This is a genomic window from Serratia nematodiphila DZ0503SBS1 (genome assembly GCF_000738675.1).
Classification (GTDB): domain Bacteria; phylum Pseudomonadota; class Gammaproteobacteria; order Enterobacterales; family Enterobacteriaceae; genus Serratia; species Serratia nematodiphila.
In genome coordinates this window covers 2,064,699-2,082,324 of the sequence record NZ_JPUX01000001.1, presented here as the reverse complement: position 1 = coordinate 2,082,324, position 17,626 = coordinate 2,064,699, and the positions used below count along the sequence as shown (strand labels likewise).

The 17,626-nt window shown below is 60.8% G+C and carries 15 protein-coding genes and 1 rRNA gene; 11 read left to right on the top strand and 5 right to left on the bottom strand.

Annotation, left to right across the window (positions count from 1 at the left end):
* Positions 1-5: 5 nt before the first annotated feature.
* Positions 6-884: a LysR family transcriptional regulator gene (locus JL05_RS09490; RefSeq protein ID WP_033632268.1), complete on the bottom strand. Its 879-nt coding sequence runs from the start codon at positions 882-884 to the stop codon at positions 6-8.
* 105 nt (positions 885-989) lie between these two features.
* Between JL05_RS09490 and JL05_RS09485 the strand changes: the two genes are divergently transcribed.
* From JL05_RS09485 to emrB, 7 genes are all read left to right on the top strand, one after another.
* The gene (locus tag JL05_RS09485) at positions 990-2,189 is read left to right on the top strand and encodes an MFS transporter (protein ID WP_033632267.1); all 1,200 of its coding nucleotides are present in this window, start codon (positions 990-992) and stop codon (positions 2,187-2,189) included.
* 121 nt (positions 2,190-2,310) lie between these two features.
* Complete coding sequence (locus JL05_RS09480; RefSeq protein ID WP_033632266.1) at positions 2,311-3,057, top strand: AzlC family ABC transporter permease; 747 nt, start codon at positions 2,311-2,313, stop codon at positions 3,055-3,057.
* Positions 3,047-3,394, top strand: a complete 348-nt coding sequence (gene ygaH / locus JL05_RS09475) for an L-valine transporter subunit YgaH (protein WP_004928882.1) — start codon at positions 3,047-3,049, stop codon at positions 3,392-3,394. Before JL05_RS09480 ends, ygaH begins: the two co-directional genes overlap by 11 nt.
* 162 nt (positions 3,395-3,556) lie before the next feature.
* On the top strand, positions 3,557-4,075 hold the full coding sequence (mprA, locus tag JL05_RS09470; RefSeq protein WP_004928879.1) for a transcriptional repressor MprA: 519 nt from the start codon (positions 3,557-3,559) through the stop codon (positions 4,073-4,075).
* 28 nt (positions 4,076-4,103) lie between these two features.
* Positions 4,104-5,555, top strand: a complete 1,452-nt coding sequence (locus tag JL05_RS09465; RefSeq protein ID WP_004928878.1) for an efflux transporter outer membrane subunit — start codon at positions 4,104-4,106, stop codon at positions 5,553-5,555.
* Positions 5,556-5,578: 23 nt separating this feature from the next.
* Positions 5,579-6,751 (top strand): multidrug efflux MFS transporter periplasmic adaptor subunit EmrA, encoded by a 1,173-nt coding sequence (gene emrA / locus JL05_RS09460; protein ID WP_015378875.1) that lies wholly within the window; start codon positions 5,579-5,581, stop codon positions 6,749-6,751.
* A gap of 14 nt (positions 6,752-6,765) precedes the next feature.
* Positions 6,766-8,307, top strand: a complete 1,542-nt coding sequence (gene emrB, locus JL05_RS09455) for a multidrug efflux MFS transporter permease subunit EmrB (protein ID WP_161800767.1) — start codon at positions 6,766-6,768, stop codon at positions 8,305-8,307.
* Positions 8,308-8,365: 58 nt separating this feature from the next.
* On the opposite strand, the gene JL05_RS09450 is transcribed toward emrB, so the two are convergent.
* A complete protein-coding gene (locus JL05_RS09450) occupies positions 8,366-9,454 on the bottom strand; it encodes a tRNA/rRNA methyltransferase (protein ID WP_033632265.1) in 1,089 nt (362 codons plus the stop codon).
* 207 nt (positions 9,455-9,661) lie between these two features.
* On the opposite strand from JL05_RS09450, the gene trxC reads away from it, so the two are divergent.
* The 4 genes from trxC (at position 9,662) to pssA (ending at position 15,089) form a co-directional block, all read left to right on the top strand.
* On the top strand, positions 9,662-10,081 hold the full coding sequence (trxC, locus tag JL05_RS09445) for a thioredoxin TrxC (RefSeq protein ID WP_004928868.1): 420 nt from the start codon (positions 9,662-9,664) through the stop codon (positions 10,079-10,081).
* A gap of 113 nt (positions 10,082-10,194) precedes the next feature.
* Positions 10,195-10,890: a tRNA-uridine aminocarboxypropyltransferase gene (locus tag JL05_RS09440; RefSeq protein ID WP_004928866.1), complete on the top strand. Its 696-nt coding sequence runs from the start codon at positions 10,195-10,197 to the stop codon at positions 10,888-10,890.
* A gap of 42 nt (positions 10,891-10,932) precedes the next feature.
* A complete protein-coding gene (locus JL05_RS09435) occupies positions 10,933-13,581 on the top strand; it encodes a bifunctional acetate--CoA ligase family protein/GNAT family N-acetyltransferase (RefSeq protein WP_033632264.1) in 2,649 nt (882 codons plus the stop codon).
* A 152-nt stretch (positions 13,582-13,733) separates the two neighbouring features.
* Positions 13,734-15,089 (top strand): CDP-diacylglycerol--serine O-phosphatidyltransferase, encoded by a 1,356-nt coding sequence (gene pssA, locus JL05_RS09430; RefSeq protein WP_033632263.1) that lies wholly within the window; start codon positions 13,734-13,736, stop codon positions 15,087-15,089.
* A gap of 36 nt (positions 15,090-15,125) precedes the next feature.
* On the opposite strand, the gene JL05_RS09425 is transcribed toward pssA, so the two are convergent.
* From JL05_RS09425 to rrf, 3 genes are all read right to left on the bottom strand, one after another.
* The gene (locus JL05_RS09425; RefSeq protein ID WP_033632262.1) at positions 15,126-16,436 is read right to left on the bottom strand and encodes an MFS family transporter; all 1,311 of its coding nucleotides are present in this window, start codon (positions 16,434-16,436) and stop codon (positions 15,126-15,128) included.
* Positions 16,437-16,892: 456 nt separating this feature from the next.
* Positions 16,893-17,330, bottom strand: a complete 438-nt coding sequence (tnpA, locus tag JL05_RS09420; protein WP_033633558.1) for an IS200/IS605 family transposase — start codon at positions 17,328-17,330, stop codon at positions 16,893-16,895.
* A gap of 166 nt (positions 17,331-17,496) precedes the next feature.
* Positions 17,497-17,612 (bottom strand): 5S ribosomal RNA (gene rrf / locus JL05_RS09415).
* Positions 17,613-17,626 lie beyond the last annotated feature (14 nt).

The window sequence follows — 17,626 nt, the reverse complement described above, 5'->3', positions numbered from 1 at the left end:
CGCCCCTACCCCGCCAGATCGATGCCGCTGAACTGTAAAAAACGTGCGGCGGCGTTCGACAAGGGCTGCGGCCAAATGCAATACACCTGGCGCCGCGGCCCGTCTTCAATCGGAATCGACACCAACGCGCTTAAGCGTTGCGCGGTCGAGACAGGTACGATACCCGCCGCCAACCCGCGCCGCACCAAATTCTCCAGCCATTCGATATGATCGATCTCAAAACTGACGTGCCGGCGGATGCCCGCCGCCAGGAAGGCGCGATCGGTTTGGCGCCGCGCGCCGGTGCCGCTGTAGAAATCCACCAGCGGCACTTCCGCCAGCTCCTGCAGGTTAACCCGCTCGCGGTTGGCCAGCGGGTGCTGCGGCGCCACCAGCGCCACCAGCGGCTCATCGGTCAACTGCCGGTGCGACATCGGCAGCAGATCGACATCGCCGGGCCAGATGCCGACGAACGCCATATCGCACTTCTGCTGACGCACATCCTCCAGCAGGGCTTCGCTCATGCCAACGTACAGGCGGATGTTCACCGCCGGATAGTGGCGATGAAACTTGTCGAGCTTTTCAGTCAGATCAATCGCGTTTATGGTTGAAATCGTGCCGATGGTCAGGGTGCCGGACACCGCATCGCCGGCGGCGGTCACCTCCTCCACCAGCGCCTGCTGTGCCGCCAACAGCCGCTGCGCCGAGGGTATGAAAGCCTGGCCGGCGGGGGTCAACCGCACCCGGCGCGAGGTGCGTTCAAACAGCGTACAGCCCAGCTCTTCTTCCAGTTTGGCGATCTGGTGGCTGAGCGCCGACTGCACCGTATGGCAGCGCTGCGCCGCCCGGGTGAAACTCTGTTCTTCCGCCACCGCCAGCGCATAGCGGATCTGTTTCAGGTTCATGGCATCTATCTTGAAATGAGATAAATAAAATGAAAATTATACATTGGTTTCCGGACACGCGTTGCCGGATACTGCGCGCCATCTTCTTTCCGTGATGAAAAAACCATGAGCCAACAAAACGCCCATCCGGGCCTCAGCCCGGCGCTGACCGTGCTGATCGCCATCGCCACCGGCCTGGCGGTCGCCAGCAATTATTACGCGCAACCGCTGCTGGAAACCATCGCCACCGGTTTCAACCTGTCGGTCAACCAGGCCGGCTTTATCGTCACCGCCGCGCAGCTCGGTTACGCCACCGGCCTGCTGCTGCTGGTGCCGCTCGGCGATATGTTCGAGCGCCGCGGACTGATCGTGTTCATGACGCTGCTGGCCGCCGGCGGCATGCTGATCACCGCCACTTCCGCCACGCTGCCGATGATGATCCTCGGCACCGCGCTCACCGGGCTGTTCTCGGTGGTGGCGCAGATCCTGGTGCCGCTGGCCGCCACGCTGGCCCACCCGGAAAAGCGCGGCAAGACCGTCGGCATCATCATGAGTGGCCTGCTGCTCGGCATCCTGCTGGCGCGCACCGTCGCGGGCGCACTGGCGTCGTTCGGCGGCTGGCGCACCATCTACTGGGTCGCCAGCGTGCTGATGATCCTGATGGCGCTGATCCTGTGGCGCGCGCTGCCGCGCTATAAGCAACACTCCGGGCTGAACTACCCGCAGCTGCTGGCCTCGATCTTCAGCCTGTTCTGCCGCACGCCGCTGCTGCGCACCCGCGCCATCCTCGGCGCCCTGTCGTTCGCCAACTTCAGCGTGCTCTGGACCTCAATGGCCTTTTTGCTCGCCGCGCCGCCGTTCAACTATTCCGAGGGGGTGATTGGGCTGTTCGGCCTGGTGGGCGCCGCCGGCGCGCTGGCCGCTTCGCGCGCCGGGCATCTGGCGGACAAAGGCAAGGCCGGGCTGACCACCACCGTCGGCCTGGTGTTGCTGCTGCTGTCCTGGATCCCTATCGCGTTCGCCAAACAATCGCTGTGGGCGCTGATCGCCGGCATCCTGATCCTCGATCTGGCGGTGCAGGCGGTGCACGTCACTAACCAGAGCGTGATGTACCGCATCATGCCAGACGCGCGCAACCGCCTGACCGCCGGCTACATGACCAGCTACTTTATCGGCGGCGCGCTCGGTTCACTGCTCTCCGCCTCGGCCTATCAACATGCCGGCTGGTACGGCGTGGCCGCCGCCGGCGGGGTGTTATGCCTGCTCAACCTGCTGACCTGGTGGCTCGGCAAGCACCACGATCCGCAGGGGCCGGCGACAATCTGATTATCGTGCAAATAGTCACTAAAGAAATTTATTAGCGGTGCAGGGTATAAACATTACTTACTCTCTGGTAATGTTCTGGGCATAAACTATTGAAGTCCTATCTACCCTGCGATCCACAACCATGCAAAGCCAAGCTGCAGACAGCCTCAACCCGCCCGCCGTCAGCGCCACCTTCGCCAACGGCGTCGTCGACAGTTTGCCGATCGTCATCGGGTATGTCCCGGTGGCGTTCGCCTTCGGCCTCAGCGCCGTCAAACTGGGTTTTTCCCCGCTGGAAAGCATTTTCTTCTCCTGCATCATCTACGCCGGCGCCAGCCAGTTCGTGATCACCGCTCTGCTGAGCGCCGGGATGTCGCTGTGGGTCTCCGCATTGACGGTGATGGCGATGGACGTGCGCCACCTGCTGTACGGCCCGGCGCTGCGTCACCGCATCGTCTCGCGCATGTCGCCCGGCAAAACGGCGATATGGGCCTTTGGCCTGACCGATGAGGTCTTCGCCGCCGCCACCGCCAGGCTGATGCGCAATAACCGCAGCTGGAGCGAAAACTGGATGCTGGGCATCGCGCTCTGTTCCTGGCTCTCCTGGGTGGCCGGCACCGCGCTCGGCGCGCTGTTCGGCAACGGCCCGCTGGAGCAGTTCCCGGTGATCGAGGCCTCGCTGTCCTTCATGCTGCCGGCGCTGTTTCTCAGTTTCCTGCTGGCCGCCTTCCGCCGCCCGCAGAGCCTGACTATCGCCGCCGCGCTGGCCGGCGCGCTGCTCGGCGTGGTGCTGTTCTCCATTCCGGTCGCCATTTTGGCCGGCATCGGCGCCGGCTGCATTGCCGCCCTGTTCCAGCCAGCCCCGGCGGAGGCCAGCCATGAACATTGATGTGCTGGTGATCGGCCTGGTGGTGGGCTGCGCCAATTACCTGTTCCGTTATCTGCCGCTGCGGCTGGCGCCGGCGCGCGCCCAGCCCGGCCTCAAACGCGGTAAAGCCGCCCTGTTGCTCGACAGCATTGGCATCGCCTCGATCTGCGCCCTGCTGGTGGTCTCCAGCACGCCGGTGGTGATGCGCGAGCCGGACAAGCTGCTGCCGACGTTGGTGGGGTTCGCCGCGCTGGCACTGTGCTTCTACCGCAGCAAAAGCATCATTCTGTCGACGCTGCTCGGCGCAACGGCCTTTGGCGTCACATTAAAACTGTTAATGCTTTTCGGTGCAGGCTGACGCCGCTCCCGATCGTTTGGCTTCACACTGGCGTTTTCAGGCGCCACATCTTTACAAACACTGACAAATGACACGAATTGCTAAATTATCCGCACGGCTGAACATTTACATTATTTGTCACCGTCGTTACTATCTCGAACGAAATTAATGAGGCCCTAAATTATGGAAAGCTCGTTTGCCCCCATAGAACAAATGCTGAATTTCCGCGCCACGCGGCAGAAAGATTTCCCTTATCAGGAAATCCTGCTGACCCGCCTGTGCATGCACATGCAAGGCAAGCTGCTGGAAAACCGCAATAAGATGCTGAAAGCGCAGGGGATTAACGAAACACTGTTTATGGCGCTGATTACCCTGGATGCGCAGGAAAGCCACAGCATCCAACCTTCTGAGCTAAGCTCTGCCCTGGGCTCCTCGCGCACCAATGCAACCCGCATCGCCGACGAGCTGGAGAAGCGCGGCTGGATCGAACGCCGGGAAAGCGACAACGATCGCCGCTGCCTGCATCTGCATCTGACGCCGCAGGGGGAAGAATTTCTCAGTCAACTGCTGCCGCCGCAGCACCAATGTCTGCATTTCCTGTGGTCCACGCTGACCGACGATGAGCAAAAACAGCTGGAACAGCTGACGCGCAAATTGCTGGCACGTCTGGATCAAATGGAAATCACAGAACAGTTACCCTAATTCACAATTTCTGTTCAGGTACCTACTTATGCGATCCCCATTTCACTGGAGATTCACCCCGCTGTTCGCCGTGTTGCTGCTGGCCGGGTGTGCTTCGACCGATAATATTGCCCCGCAATCCACGCTGATGGATCCGCAGAGCCTGCAGTTGGCTCAGCCGAAAGTCAGTTCGCTGGCCGTCAGCCCGCAGTGGTGGCGCGCCCTCAAGGATCCGCAGCTGGACGCCTTGATGACGCAGACGCTGCAAAGCTCGCCGACCCTGCGTCAGGCCGCCGCCCGCGTGCGCGAAGCGCAGAGCGTGGTGGGCGAAGCCAGCGCCGCCAACGGGCCGAACCTGGATCTGAACGCCAGCACCCAGCGCCAGCGCGTGCCGCAGAACGTCAATATGGGTTTGGGGTATCCGCATAAGCCGATCTATTCAAGCTCCAACTCGCTGGGGTTGAACCTGGCGTACGAGTTCGACTGGTGGGGCAAATACCGCAACCAGGTGAACGCCGCCAAGGCGCAAGTGAACGCAGCGCGCGCCGAGCAGGAACAGGCGGCGCTGACGCTGACCAGCTCGGTGGCGTCCGCCTACTACCAGCTGCAGAGCAATCTGGCGCTCGAGAAGCTGCTGCAGCAGGAAGTGAACAACAACGAGCGCCTGACCGCGCTGCGCCAACAGCGCTATCAGGCCGGCCTGACCGGCGTCGACGTGCCGCAACAAACCCAGGCGCAGTCCGACGTCGCCAAACAGCAGATTCTGCAGCTGCAGTCGCAAATCGAACAGCTCAGACACCAGCTCGCCGCGCTGGCGGGCCAGGGGCCGAACGCCATGCAGCACCTGCGTCAGGTGCCGCTGCCTGCAGACAACCTGATGGCGCCGCAGGGCGAACTGACGGCGGATCTGCTGGGCAAACGCCCGGACATCGCCGCGCAACGCCAGCTGGTGGAGTCTTACAGCCAGCGCGTCAGCGCCGCGCGTAAAGAGTTTTACCCCAGCCTGACCATTTCAGCCTTCGCCGGCCTGATGACCACCAATACCAGTGGCACCAGCCCGAATCTGTTTGAAGCGGCCAGCCAGGCCTGGAACGTGATGCCGGCGATCTCGCTGCCGATCTTCCACGCCGGGGCGCTGCGCAGCAAGCTGGGCGAGGAATCCGCGCTGTATGACGAAGCGGTGGAATCCTACAACCAAACCATCCTGAATGCGGTACAGGAAACCGCCGACGCCATCACCATCCAGCAGAGCTCTGCACAACAGCAGCTGCAGGCGGCGTCCGCGGCCCAGTCGATGCAACAGGTGTATCAGGTCGCCAACGCCCGTTACCAGGCAGGGATTATCGGGCGCGACGATCTGTTGACCAGCCAGACGCAGCTATTGCAGCAGCAACAGGCGGAGTTGAATGCCAGCAGCAATTTACTGCAGGCGAAGATAGGACTGATCCGCGCGTTGGGCGGTGGCTATCAGGCCCCGGCCGCAGCGGATTCGAAAGCATAATAATATAAGGCTTGGAGAACACCATGAGCGCAAGCGCGGAAACCCAAAACCCGCAGCAGCCGAGCGGCAAAAAGAAGCAGCGCAAATTTTGGCTGCTGTTGCTGACGGTTATTTTCATTGTTATAGGGGTGGCTTATTTAGTGTATTGGTTCCTGGTGCTGCGTCATCACCAGGAAACCGACGACGCCTACGTCTCCGGCAACCAGGTGCAGATCATGGCCCAGGTGTCCGGCAGCGTGAACAGCGTCAACTTCGACAACACCGACTACGTCAAGCAGGGCGACGTGCTGCTGACGCTCGACCCGACCGATGCCGAGCAGGCGTTTGAACGCGCCAAAACCGGCCTGGCCAACAGCGTGCGTCAGACCCACCAGCTGATCATCAACAGCAAGCAGTATCAGGCCAACATCGCCCTGCGCAAGACCGATCTGAGCAAGGCCGAGAACGATCTGAAACGCCGCGTGGTGCTGGGCAGCGTTGACGCCATCGGCCGCGAAGAGCTGCAACACGCGCGCGATGCGGTCGACAGCGCCAAAGCCGCGCTGGAAGTGGCGGTACAGCAATACAACGCCAACCAGGCGATGGTGCTGAACACCCCGCTGGAACAGCAGCCGGCGATCCAACAGGCCGCCGCGCAGATGCGCGACGCCTGGCTGGCGCTGCAGCGTACCAAGGTGATCAGCCCGATTACCGGCTATGTCTCGCGCCGCAGCGTGCAGGTCGGCGCGCAGATCGCCGCCGGTTCGCCGCTGATGGCGGTAGTGCCGGCCGATCACATCTGGGTTGACGCCAACTTCAAGGAAACGCAGATCGCCAATATGCGCATCGGCCAGCCGGCGACGGTGGTCAGCGACGTCTACGGCGACGACGTGGTGTATCAGGGCAAAGTGGCCGGTATCGACATGGGCACCGGCAGCGCCTTCTCGCTGCTGCCGGCCCAGAACGCCACCGGCAACTGGATCAAGGTGGTGCAACGCCTGCCGGTGCGTATTGAGCTCGACGCCAAGCAGGTGGCCGATCATCCGCTGCGCATCGGTCTTTCGACGCTGGTGACCGTCGACACCGCCAATCTGGACGGCCGCGTGCTGGCCGACGTGGTGCGCGACAAACCGCTGTATCAGAGCGACGCGCTGGCGTTGAATCTGGCGCCGGTTAACCAGCTGATCGCCGACGTGATCCATGCGAACGCCGGCTAAGCGCGCGGGAGGCCATCTTGCCACAGAAACCGCTTGAAGGTGCCCAGCTTGCCTGGATGACGGTCGCGCTCGCCATGGCGACCTTCATGCAGGTGCTGGACTCCACCATCGCCAACGTGGCGATCCCCACCATTTCCGGTAACCTCGGGTCTTCCAACTCGCAGGGCACCTGGGTGATCACCTCGTTCGGCGTGGCGAACGCCATCTCGATTCCGATCACCGGCTGGCTGGCGAAGCGTTTCGGCGAAGTGCGGCTGTTCCTTTGGTCCACCGCGCTGTTCGCCATCGCCTCCTGGCTGTGCGGCATCTCCAACAGCCTTGGCATGCTGATCTTCTTCCGCGTGATCCAGGGCGTGGTGGCCGGGCCGCTGATCCCGCTGTCGCAGAGTTTGTTGTTGAACAACTACCCGCCCGCCAAGCGAGCGATGGCCCTGGCGCTGTGGTCGATGACCGTTATCGTCGCGCCAATCTTCGGGCCGATCCTCGGCGGCTACATCAGCGACAACTACCATTGGGGCTGGATCTTCTTCATCAACATCCCGATCGGCGTCTTCGTGATCGTGGCGGCGATGGCGACGTTGAAGGGGCGGGAAACCAAAACCGAGATCAAACCGATCGACACCGTCGGCCTGGTATTGCTGATCGTCGGCATCGGTTCTCTGCAGATCATGCTCGATCAGGGCAAGGAGCTGGACTGGTTCAACTCGACCGAGATCATCACGCTCACCGTCGTGGCGGTGGTGGCGCTGCTGTTCCTCGTGGTGTGGGAGCTGACGGACGACCATCCGGTGGTGGATCTGTCGCTGTTCAAGTCGCGCAACTTCACCATCGGCTGCCTGTGCATCAGTCTGGCGTACATGCTGTACTTCGGCGCCATCGTGCTGCTGCCGCAGCTGTTGCAAGAGGTGTACGGCTATACCGCCACCTGGGCGGGGCTGGCGTCGGCGCCGGTCGGGCTGATCCCGGTGTTGCTGTCGCCGATCATCGGCAAGTTCGGCAACCGGCTCGACATGCGCCGGCTGGTGACCTTCAGCTTCATCATGTATGCCGTGTGCTTCTACTGGCGCGCCTATACGTTTGAACCGGGCATGGACTTCGGCGCATCCGCCTGGCCACAGTTCGTTCAGGGCTTCGCCATCGCCTGCTTCTTCATGCCGTTGACCACCATCACGCTGTCCGGCCTGCCGCCGGAACGCATGGCGGCGGCATCGAGCCTGTCGAACTTCACGCGAACGCTGGCGGGTTCGATCGGTACCTCGATCACCACCACCCTGTGGACGCAGCGCGAATCGCAGCACCATTCGCAACTGACGGAGTTCGTCAACCCGTACAACCCGCAGTCGCAGGAGATGTACCGGCAACTGGAGCAGCTCGGCATGAGCAAGCAGCAGGCGTCGGCGTATATCGCCAACGAGATCACCGCGCAGGGCCTGATCATCTCCGCCAACGAGATATTCTGGCTGTCGGCCGGGGTGTTCCTGGTGTTGCTGGTGCTGGTGTGGGTGGCGAAACCGCCATTCAGCTCCGGCGGGGGCGGGGGCGGCGGCGCTCACTAAGCTTCAATAAACGAAACGGGCGCCCTGGGGCGCCCGTTTTTTTATCCGACGTAGAAAATTACGCCTGATTCTGACGCCACCAGTCCGCCAGCAGAATGCCGGTCGCCACGGAAACGTTCAGGCTTTCCACCTTGCCGGTGCCGCCGATGGACACGTTCATATCGCCCTGCTGCCAGGCGCTGTCGCTCAGACCGTCGCGTTCCTGGCCCAGCACCAGCACCATCTTGGCCGGCAGCTTGGCCTGCGCCAGCGCGGTGCCTTTGTGGCTGGAGGTGGTGACGATGGTGTAACCCGCCTTGCGGAAGGTATCCAGCACCGACAGGAAATCATCGGCGTTGATCGCCTTGATGTGCTCCGCGCCGCCTTCTGCGGTGCGCACCGCCGCGCCGGATTCCAGCAGCGCCGGATCCTGCAGCAGCACGCCGTTGACGCCGAAGTGGGCGCAAGAACGGACGATGGCGCCCAGGTTATGCGGGTTGCCCACTTCTTCCAGCGCCAATACGCAGTCGGTCGCCGGCGCGGTTTTCAGGTAGGTCTGCGCATCCAGGCCCTGACGCTTTTTGATCAGGAAGCAGACGCCGCCGTGGTGCTCGGTGCCGGAAGCCTTGGCCAGTTCTTCTTCATCCACCACGTGGTAAGCTTTGCGGTTAGCCGCCATCCAGCGCAGCGCTTCGCGGAAGCGCGGGGTGACCGACTGCACGAACCAGGCGCGCACGATCGCTTCCGGACGGCTGGCGAACAACGCCTGACAGGCGTTTTCACCGTAAACGCGGGTTTCTTCCGCGCGCTGGCGGCGCAGCTGCTCAGGATCGATAAAGCTTTTGCCGCTGATGCCGCCATGATCGAACGCCGGCTCTTCATTCGGCGCGCGCGAGACGGTTCTCCACGGCGACTCATTGCCACCGCGCTCTTCAGAGCGCGCCGGACGGCGAGGACGATCGCTTTCACTGCGGCGGGAGTCGGCGCCGCGGCGATCGTTGCCGCCGCGCGCCTTGTCTTGACCGGTGCGGCCCGATCGCGCACCGTCAGCCGGACGGCCTTTGCCGGCCGGACGTTTATTCTTGTTACGGTCGTCGCCGTTGTCGTCGTCACTGCGGACGTACATCACTTTGACTTTACCGTTCTTGCCACTAAATGAATCGTTCATTGTCTTCTCCACCAACGCGCAGGGCGCGAAGATTACCTGATGTTGGTGCACGAAGCCACCAACTTGCGCTAAAAGCTCCCAACTATCACACCCATTGAACAAACCTCATTGTTCACGCGCCGGGTTTTGCCGATAATTGTCAGCATTAAAGAAACATCTCCGCAACCGCGTTGCGGGGACCATGCTTTCTCTGTACCCGAGGTCAACATGAATACAGTTTGTGCAGCTTGCAATGCCACCAACCGCGTGCCGGAAGAACGTCTGGCGGACAATGCGAAATGCGGCCGCTGCGGCCATGAGCTCTTCGACGGTGAAGTGATCAACGCCACCGCCGCCACGCTGGACCAGTTGCTGCAGGACGATCTGCCGGTCGTGGTCGATTTCTGGGCGCCGTGGTGCGGCCCGTGCCGCAGCTTTGCACCGATCTTTGAAGACGTGGCCGAAGAGCGCGCCGGCAAAGTGCGCTTCGTGAAAGTGAACACCGAAGCCGAGCCGGAGCTGAGCGCCCGTTTCCGCATCCGCAGCATCCCGACCATCATGGTGTTCCGTCAGGGCAAGATGGTCGACATGCTCAACGGCGCGATGCCGAAAGCGCCGTTTGACAACTGGCTCAACGAGTTAGTGTGATTCGGCAAGTATAGGCCGTATCCCGCCATCGCGCGCGAACGCCCCCGATCGAGCCCGCCTCTCCCGGCGGGCTTTTTTCTGCGTTACAATAGCGGTTTTTCCCCAGGATCGTTATGACCGACAACGCCGTACTTCGCCTGCGCCAATTCCGTTTAGACCGCGCCACCCGCCCTTTTTTGGCGCGCGGTTGCCGGGTGGCGCGTTGTCAGGGTTGCCTGCTGCCGCATAAAAACTGCCTGTGCGACACCATTCGCCCACAGCAGGCCGGCAGCCGTTTCTGCCTGATCATGTTCGGCGCCGAGCCGCTCAAGCCCAGCAACACCGGCCGCCTGATCGCCGATATCCTGCCGGACACCCAGGCGTTCCTCTGGTCGCGCACCGAGGTCGATCCCGCCCTGCTGGCGGCCATCAACGATCCGACACGGCAGCCTTATGTGGTGTTCCCCGCGTCCTACGCCGACGCCGAACGGCCGGTGTTCAGCGCGCTGCCCGTCGGCGGCAAACCGCCGCTGTTCATCATGCTGGACGGTACCTGGGCGGAGGCGCGAAAAATGTTCCGTAAAAGCCCGTATCTCAATCAATTCCCGGTGTTTTCCCTCAACGTCGACGCCGCATCGGACTACCAGCTGCGCGAAGCCAGCCGCGCCGAGCAACACTGCACGGCGGAAGTGGCCGCCGCCCTGCTGCAACAGGCGGGCGATCTGCCGGCCGCCGAAGGGTTGAATCAGCATTTTCGCTATTTCCGTCAACAGTATCTGGCGGGAAAACCGACCCGGCCGGAGGCATCGGTCACAGCAATGCAGCCATAAAGCGCCTAAAATCAGGCATAACGTTGCCAAAAGGAGCCGTGCATGAGCCAGCGAGGGTTAGAAGCGCTACTACGTCCCAAATCGATCGCCGTGCTGGGCGCTTCGCAGCAGCCGGGCCGCGCCGGCAACCTGATGATGAGCAACCTGCTGGCCGGCGGTTTCGGCGGCCCCATCCTGCCGGTTACGCCGCGCTACAAGGCGGTATGCGGCGTCATGGCCTATCCCGACGTCGCCAGCCTGCCGCTGACGCCGGATCTGGCGATCATCTGCACCCACGCCAAGCGTAATCTGGCGCTGCTCGACGCGCTGGGGCAGCGCGGCTGTAAAACCGCCATTGTGCTCTCTTCGCCACCGGAACAGTTCACCGAGCTGAAAGCCTGCGCGCAGCGCTACGCCATGCGGCTGCTGGGCCCCAACAGCCTGGGATTGCTGGCGCCGTGGCAGGGCATTAACGCCAGCTTCTCGCCGGTGCCGATCCAAAAAGGCAAGCTGGCGTTTATCTCGCAGTCCGCCGCCGTCGCCAACACTATTCTCGACTGGGCGCAGCAGCGCGAAGTCGGCTTCTCCTATTTCATTGCGCTGGGCGACAGCCTGGATATCGACGTCGACGACCTGCTCGACTTTTTGGCGCGCGACGGCAAGACCAGCGCCATCCTGCTGTATCTGGAAAACATCAGCGACGCACGGCGCTTTCTCTCCGCCTCGCGCAGCGCCTCACGCAATAAGCCCATTCTGGTGATCAAAAGCGGCCGCAGCCAACAGGCGCAATTACTGCTCAACAGCCAGCAAGGGCTGGACGCCGCTTACGACGCCGCCATCCAGCGCGCCGGCCTGCTGCGCGTGCAGGATACCCATGAGCTGTTCTCAGCGGTGGAAACCCTCAGCCATATGCATCCGCTGCGCGGCGAACGGCTGATGATCGTCAGCAACGGGGCGGCGCTGGCGGCGATGGCGCTGGACGAGCTGCTCGGGCGCAACGGCAAGCTGGCGACGCTGAGCGAGGAGAGCCTGGCGAAGCTGAGCGATGCGCTGCCGGATTTCATTCGCGCCGGCAACCCGCTCGATCTGCGCGACGACGCCACGCCGCAGCGCTACCTGGCGGCTCTTGAAGCGCTGCTCGACAGCCACGACTATGACGCGCTGCTGCTGATCCATGCGCCGAGCGCGGCGGCGCCGGGCACCGCCACGGCGCAGCGGCTGATCGACGCGCTGCACCGCCATGCGCGCGGCAAACGCATCACCTTGCTGACCAACTGGTGCGGCGAATACTCTTCTCAAGAGGCGCGCCGGCTGTTTACCGAGGCCGCCATTCCCACCTACCGCACGCCGGAAGGCGCTGTGACCGCTTTTATGCATATGGTGGAATACCGCCGCAACCAAAAGCAGCTGAAAGAGACGCCGGCGCTGCCGGTCGGCCTGACCGCCAATACCGCCGACGCTCACCGCCTGATCCATCAGGCGCTGGCCGAAGGCGCCACCCAGTTGGATACCCACGAGGTGCAATCCATTCTGCAGGCTTATGACCTGAGCACCCTGCCGACCTGGATCGCCGAAGACAGCGCCGAAGCGGTACATATCGCCGAGCAGATCGGCTACCCGGTGGCGCTGAAGCTGCGCTCGCCGGATATCCCGCACAAGTCGGAAGTTCAGGGCGTCATGCTCTACCTGCGCACCGCGACCGAAGTGCAGCGCGCGGCGGAGGCGATCCTCGACCGCGTGAAGCGCACCTACCCTCAGGCGCGCATCCACGGCTTACTGGTGCAGAGCATGGCCAACCGCGCCGGCGCCCAAGAGCTGCGCATCGCGGTAGAGCAGGATGCGATTTTCGGTCCGCTGATCATGCTGGGTGAGGGCGGTGTGGAATGGCGCCAGGAAAATCAGGTGGCGGTCGCGCTGCCGCCGCTGAACATGGCGCTGGCGCGTTATCTGGTGCTGCAGGCGGTGAAAGGCGGCAAGATCCGCGGGCGCAGCGCGCTGCGGCCTTTAGATATCCCAGGACTAAGCCGTTTGCTGGTGCAGGTCTCCAACCTGATCCTCGACTGCCCGGAGATCGCCCGGCTGGATATCCATCCGGTGCTGGCCTCCGGCAGCGAATTCACCTTGCTGGACGTTTCGATGCAGCTCGCGCCGTTCAGCGGCGATCCGCAGGCGCGGCTGGCGATCCGCCCTTATCCGCATGAGCTGGAAGAGACCATCGCGTTGAAAGACGGCAGCCAGTGCCTGTTCCGCCCGATCCTGCCGGAAGACGAACCGGCGCTGAAGCATTTCATCGACCGGGTGACCAAGGAAGACCTCTATTATCGCTACTTCAGCGAGATCAATGAGTTTACCCATGACGATTTGGCCAACATGACGCAGATCGACTACGATCGAGAAATGGCCTTTGTGGCGCTGCGCGCAGACGAGATCATCGGCGTGACCCGCGCGCTGTCCGATCCGGACAACACCGACGCAGAATTCGCCGTGCTGGTGCGTTCCGACCTGAAAGGCCTGGGCCTGGGCCGTCAGTTGCTGGAGAAAATGATCGCCTATGCGCGCGCGCATGGCCTGACCCGCCTGAGCGGCATCACCATGCCGAATAACCGCGGCATGATCGCACTGGCGCAGCGGCTGGGCTTTGGCATCGAGGTGCAGCTTGAGGACGGCATCGTCAATCTGACGCTGCCGCTGCAGGCCGCCGACGCGCAGTGACCTGCGTCGCAATGCGCTACGAATCCACCACTTAACGCCAAAACATACGCACAATCGGGGCAACTAATGGTATTATCGCCCGATTATTCGGTTTATTGTTTTTATGCCTGTGGCGTTCTGGCCATCAATCATGAGAGAAGAAACGCACTGTGATGTTGTCAAAATTTAAACGTAGCAAACATCAACAACACCTTGCACAACTGCCCAAACTCCCCCAGACGGTTGCTGATGTTCGTACGTTGTACGCGCCGTCCGATTTTCGCACCACGCTGCTGGACGCCATCGCCAACGCCACCCAACGCATCTATCTGGTGGCCCTGTATCTGGAGCATGACGACGCCGGGCGCGAGATCCTCAATGCGTTGTATCAAGCCAAACAGCGACGGCCCGAGCTGGAAATCTGCGTACTGGTCGACTGGCACCGCGCACAGCGTGGGCGCATCGGCGCCGCCGCCGCCAATACCAACGCCGACTGGTACTGCGCCATGGCCAGCCAACATCCGGAACAGTCGGTGCCGATCTACGGCGTGCCGGTCAATACCCGCGAAGCGCTGGGCGTACTGCACCTGAAAGGCTTTGTGGTCGACGATACCGCGATCTACAGCGGCGCCAGCATCAACGACGTTTATCTGCATCAGCATGAGAAATACCGTTACGATCGCTATCAGCTGATCACCAACGGCGTGCTGGCCGATACCTTGATCGATTACATCAAGCAGCATCTGCTCACCGCCGGCGCCGTACAGCGCCTCGATCGCAGCGATCGGCCAAAAAGCCCGGAGATCAAAAACGAGACCCGCCTGTTCCGTTTCGCCCTGCGCCGCGCCGGTTACCACTTCCGCGGCAAGGCCGGCAACGATGAGCTGGCGGTGACGCCGCTGGTTGGGCTGGGCAAACAAAGCGTGCTGAATAAAACCATTCATCACCTGATGTCGTGCGCCGACCAGAAACTGACGCTCTGTACCCCCTACTTCAACCTGCCGGCGCTGCTGGTGCGCAACATCATTTATCTGCTGCGCCAGGGTAAACAGGTGGAGATCATTGTCGGCGATAAAACCGCCAACGACTTCTATATTCCTGAAGACCAGCCGTTCAAAATCATCGGCGCGCTGCCCTACCTGTATGAGATTAACCTGCGCCGCTTCCTGAGCCGCTTGCAGCGTTACATCGACACCGGGCAGCTGATCGTGCGTTTGTGGAAGGATGGCGATAACAGCTATCACCTGAAAGGCATGTGGGTAGACGAAGAGTGGCAGCTGATCACCGGCAACAACCTCAACCCACGCGCCTGGCGGCTGGATCTGGAAAACGCCATTCTGATCCACGATCCCAAGCAAGAGATGCGCGAGCAACGGCAGAAAGAGCTGGAATGCATCCGTACTCATACCACTGTAGTCGCCCATTATCAGGAACTGCAAAGCATTCAGCAGTATCCGATCAAGGTGCGTAAGCTGATTCGGCGTCTGCGCCGTATCCGCATCGATCGGCTGATTAGCCGCATCCTGTAAGCGGTACTCTGACCCCGGCCAAGGCCGGGGTTTTTATTACAGCTGTATCTCCTTGCCTTTGCGATGCAACCGAAGCGAAACCAGCAACGCCAGCAGGCACATGCCGGAAACGTACCAGAAGAAGGCATTCTCCACGCCGAATGATTTAAGCGACAACGCGACATATTCTGCCGAACCGCCGAACAGGGCGTTCGCCACCGCATAAGACAAGCCTACCCCTAACGCGCGCACCTCTGGCGGGAACATCTCGGCTTTAAGCAGCCCGCTGATCGCGGTGTAAAAGCTGACAACGAACAACGCCAACACGATCAGACCGAACGCCATAAAGGGGTTGGTCACTTCTTTCAAGGCAAACAGGATCGGCACCGTCAACACCGTGGCGAAGGCTGAGAAGATCAGCATCGAGCTGCGACGGCCGATTTTGTCCGAAAACGCGCCTACTGCAGGCTGCAGCAGCATAAAGACGAATAGCGCAACGGTCATGATGGCGCTGGCCAGCTTGGCGTCCATACCGGCGGTGTTCACCAGGTATTTCTGCATGTAGGTGGTGAAGGTGTAAAAGGTCAGTGAACCGGCGGCGGTAAAACCCAGCACCATCAGGAACGCCTTGCGATTTTTCCACAACCCCGTCAGCGAACCGGCATCTTTGTGGTTACGCGTCTTCGCATCGGAGGTTTCATTCAGCGAGCGGCGCAGGTACAGTGCCACCACCGCCAACACGGCCCCCAGGGCAAACGGAATACGCCATCCCCAGGCCTTCAGCTCTTCAGCGGGCAATATCTGCTGCAGGATCACCAAGACCAGCAGCGCCAGCAGTTGCCCGCCGATCAGCGTCACGTACTGAAACGAGGCGTAAAAGCCTCGTCGGCCCTTGATCGCCACCTCGCTCATATAGGTGGCGCTGGTGCCATACTCGCCGCCCACCGACAATCCCTGGAACAATCGAGCGATCAGCAGCAGCGCCGGCGCCCAGCTGCCGATCGATTCATACGTCGGCAGGCAGGCGATCACCAGCGATCCGGCGCACATCATGCAGACTGAAAGCAGCATGGAGTTTTTTCTGCCATGCTTGTCGGCAATATAGCCGAACAGCCAGCCGCCGATCGGCCGCATAAAGAAGCCGGCGGCGAATACCCCGGCGGTTTGCAACAGCTGCGTGGTGCTGTTGCCCGCCGGAAAGAACGAGGCGGCAAAGTAAATGGAACAGAAGGAGTAAACGTAAAAATCAAACCACTCCACCAGATTGCCTGATGAAGCTCCGACGATAGCGAAAATGCGTTTCTTGTTATCCAGCGCCCCCTGTTCGACGCCGTGCTCATCCCCAAGAGCCGAGGTTGTTTCTGTCATGATATTTTCTCCGAGCCATAGCAATGATGAAATTCGGCTTCCTGCCGCCCTGGTTGTTACTTTATTGTTATTTATAAGTTAACAACCAAACTTAATAGCGGACGAAGAATATCTGACATTCAGAGAAACAATGCGTTGGTTTTGTGATGAATATTAAACAGTACGATGAAAGCTGAAGCGGGTTACAACGGGGATTTTCCATTCTTCCCATAGCAAAAAGCCCTGAGGGCTTTCGGCTTTATTTGATGCCTGGCAGTTTATGGCGGGCGTCCTGCCCGCCCCCCCTTCGGGCCGTTGCTTCGCAACGTTCAAATCCGCTCCCGGCGGATTTGTCCTACACCATTCGTATCAGGATGCCCATGCTCGGGCAGAACGCCAGATAACAGACAAAGTAAAAGACCACCTCCTGAGGAGGTGGCTTTACACGACGCCCCCTAAAAGGGGGCCATTTTCGAGTTAATCCTGCAACAGCTCCATCTGCTGTTCGATCTCTTGGTCCTTCTTATCCTGATACTTCACGTATCGCCTGATAATTTCTTCGTTTACCCCTACCGTATCGACAAAGTATCCCCTTGCCCAAAAATGATTGCCCCACAACTTCTTTCGTATATGTGGGAAACGATTGTAAAGCCGGATTGCACTGCGTCCTTTCAGGACGCCCATCAACGTCGAAATCGATAGCTTCGGGGGGACTATCACGACCAGATGCACATGATCTGGCTGAATATTTAGCTCAAGAACTTCACAGTCCTTCATGTTGCAGAGGATATAAATTGTTCGGTAGAGCTCTTTGCCCACCTTGTCGCGGAGGATTTTAAATCGATACTTTGGCGTCCAAACCAGGTGGTATTTGCAACGCCAGAACACATGTGATGAACTCCTGTATAAACCCATGTTGGTGATTTCCTTCTTACTTGTGGTGAGTAAGCTGGAATATTCCGGCATGGGTTTCCTTCAGGCTAGAGCCTCACAGGTTCAATCACCACCTCCTTAGGAGGTGGTTTAAGGCTTACAACAAAAAGCCCCATGCTTTCGCATGAGGCTTGTTGTTTTATTTGATGCCTGGCAGTGTCCTACTCTCGCATGGGGAGACCCCACACTACCATCGGCGCTACGGCGTTTCACTTCTGAGTTCGGCATGGGGTCAGGTGGGACCACCGCGCTATTGCCGCCAGGCAAATTCTGTTTCA

Bases quoted from the DNA above. Each gene is read 5' to 3' on its own strand.
- JL05_RS09490 (WP_033632268.1), bottom strand. From the start codon at position 884: ATGAACCTGAAACAGATCCGCTATGCGCTGGCGGTGGCGGAAGAACAG.
- JL05_RS09485 (WP_033632267.1), top strand. From the start codon at position 990: ATGAGCCAACAAAACGCCCATCCGGGCCTCAGCCCGGCGCTGACCGTG.
- JL05_RS09480 (WP_033632266.1), top strand. From the start codon at position 2,311: ATGCAAAGCCAAGCTGCAGACAGCCTCAACCCGCCCGCCGTCAGCGCC.
- ygaH (WP_004928882.1), top strand. From the start codon at position 3,047: ATGAACATTGATGTGCTGGTGATCGGCCTGGTGGTGGGCTGCGCCAAT.
- mprA (WP_004928879.1), top strand. From the start codon at position 3,557: ATGGAAAGCTCGTTTGCCCCCATAGAACAAATGCTGAATTTCCGCGCC.
- JL05_RS09465 (WP_004928878.1), top strand. From the start codon at position 4,104: ATGCGATCCCCATTTCACTGGAGATTCACCCCGCTGTTCGCCGTGTTG.
- emrA (WP_015378875.1), top strand. From the start codon at position 5,579: ATGAGCGCAAGCGCGGAAACCCAAAACCCGCAGCAGCCGAGCGGCAAA.
- JL05_RS09450 (WP_033632265.1), bottom strand. From the start codon at position 9,454: ATGAACGATTCATTTAGTGGCAAGAACGGTAAAGTCAAAGTGATGTAC.
- trxC (WP_004928868.1), top strand. From the start codon at position 9,662: ATGAATACAGTTTGTGCAGCTTGCAATGCCACCAACCGCGTGCCGGAA.
- JL05_RS09440 (WP_004928866.1), top strand. From the start codon at position 10,195: ATGACCGACAACGCCGTACTTCGCCTGCGCCAATTCCGTTTAGACCGC.
- JL05_RS09435 (WP_033632264.1), top strand. From the start codon at position 10,933: ATGAGCCAGCGAGGGTTAGAAGCGCTACTACGTCCCAAATCGATCGCC.
- pssA (WP_033632263.1), top strand. From the start codon at position 13,734: ATGTTGTCAAAATTTAAACGTAGCAAACATCAACAACACCTTGCACAA.
- JL05_RS09425 (WP_033632262.1), bottom strand. From the start codon at position 16,436: ATGACAGAAACAACCTCGGCTCTTGGGGATGAGCACGGCGTCGAACAG.
- tnpA (WP_033633558.1), bottom strand. From the start codon at position 17,330: ATGGGTTTATACAGGAGTTCATCACATGTGTTCTGGCGTTGCAAATAC.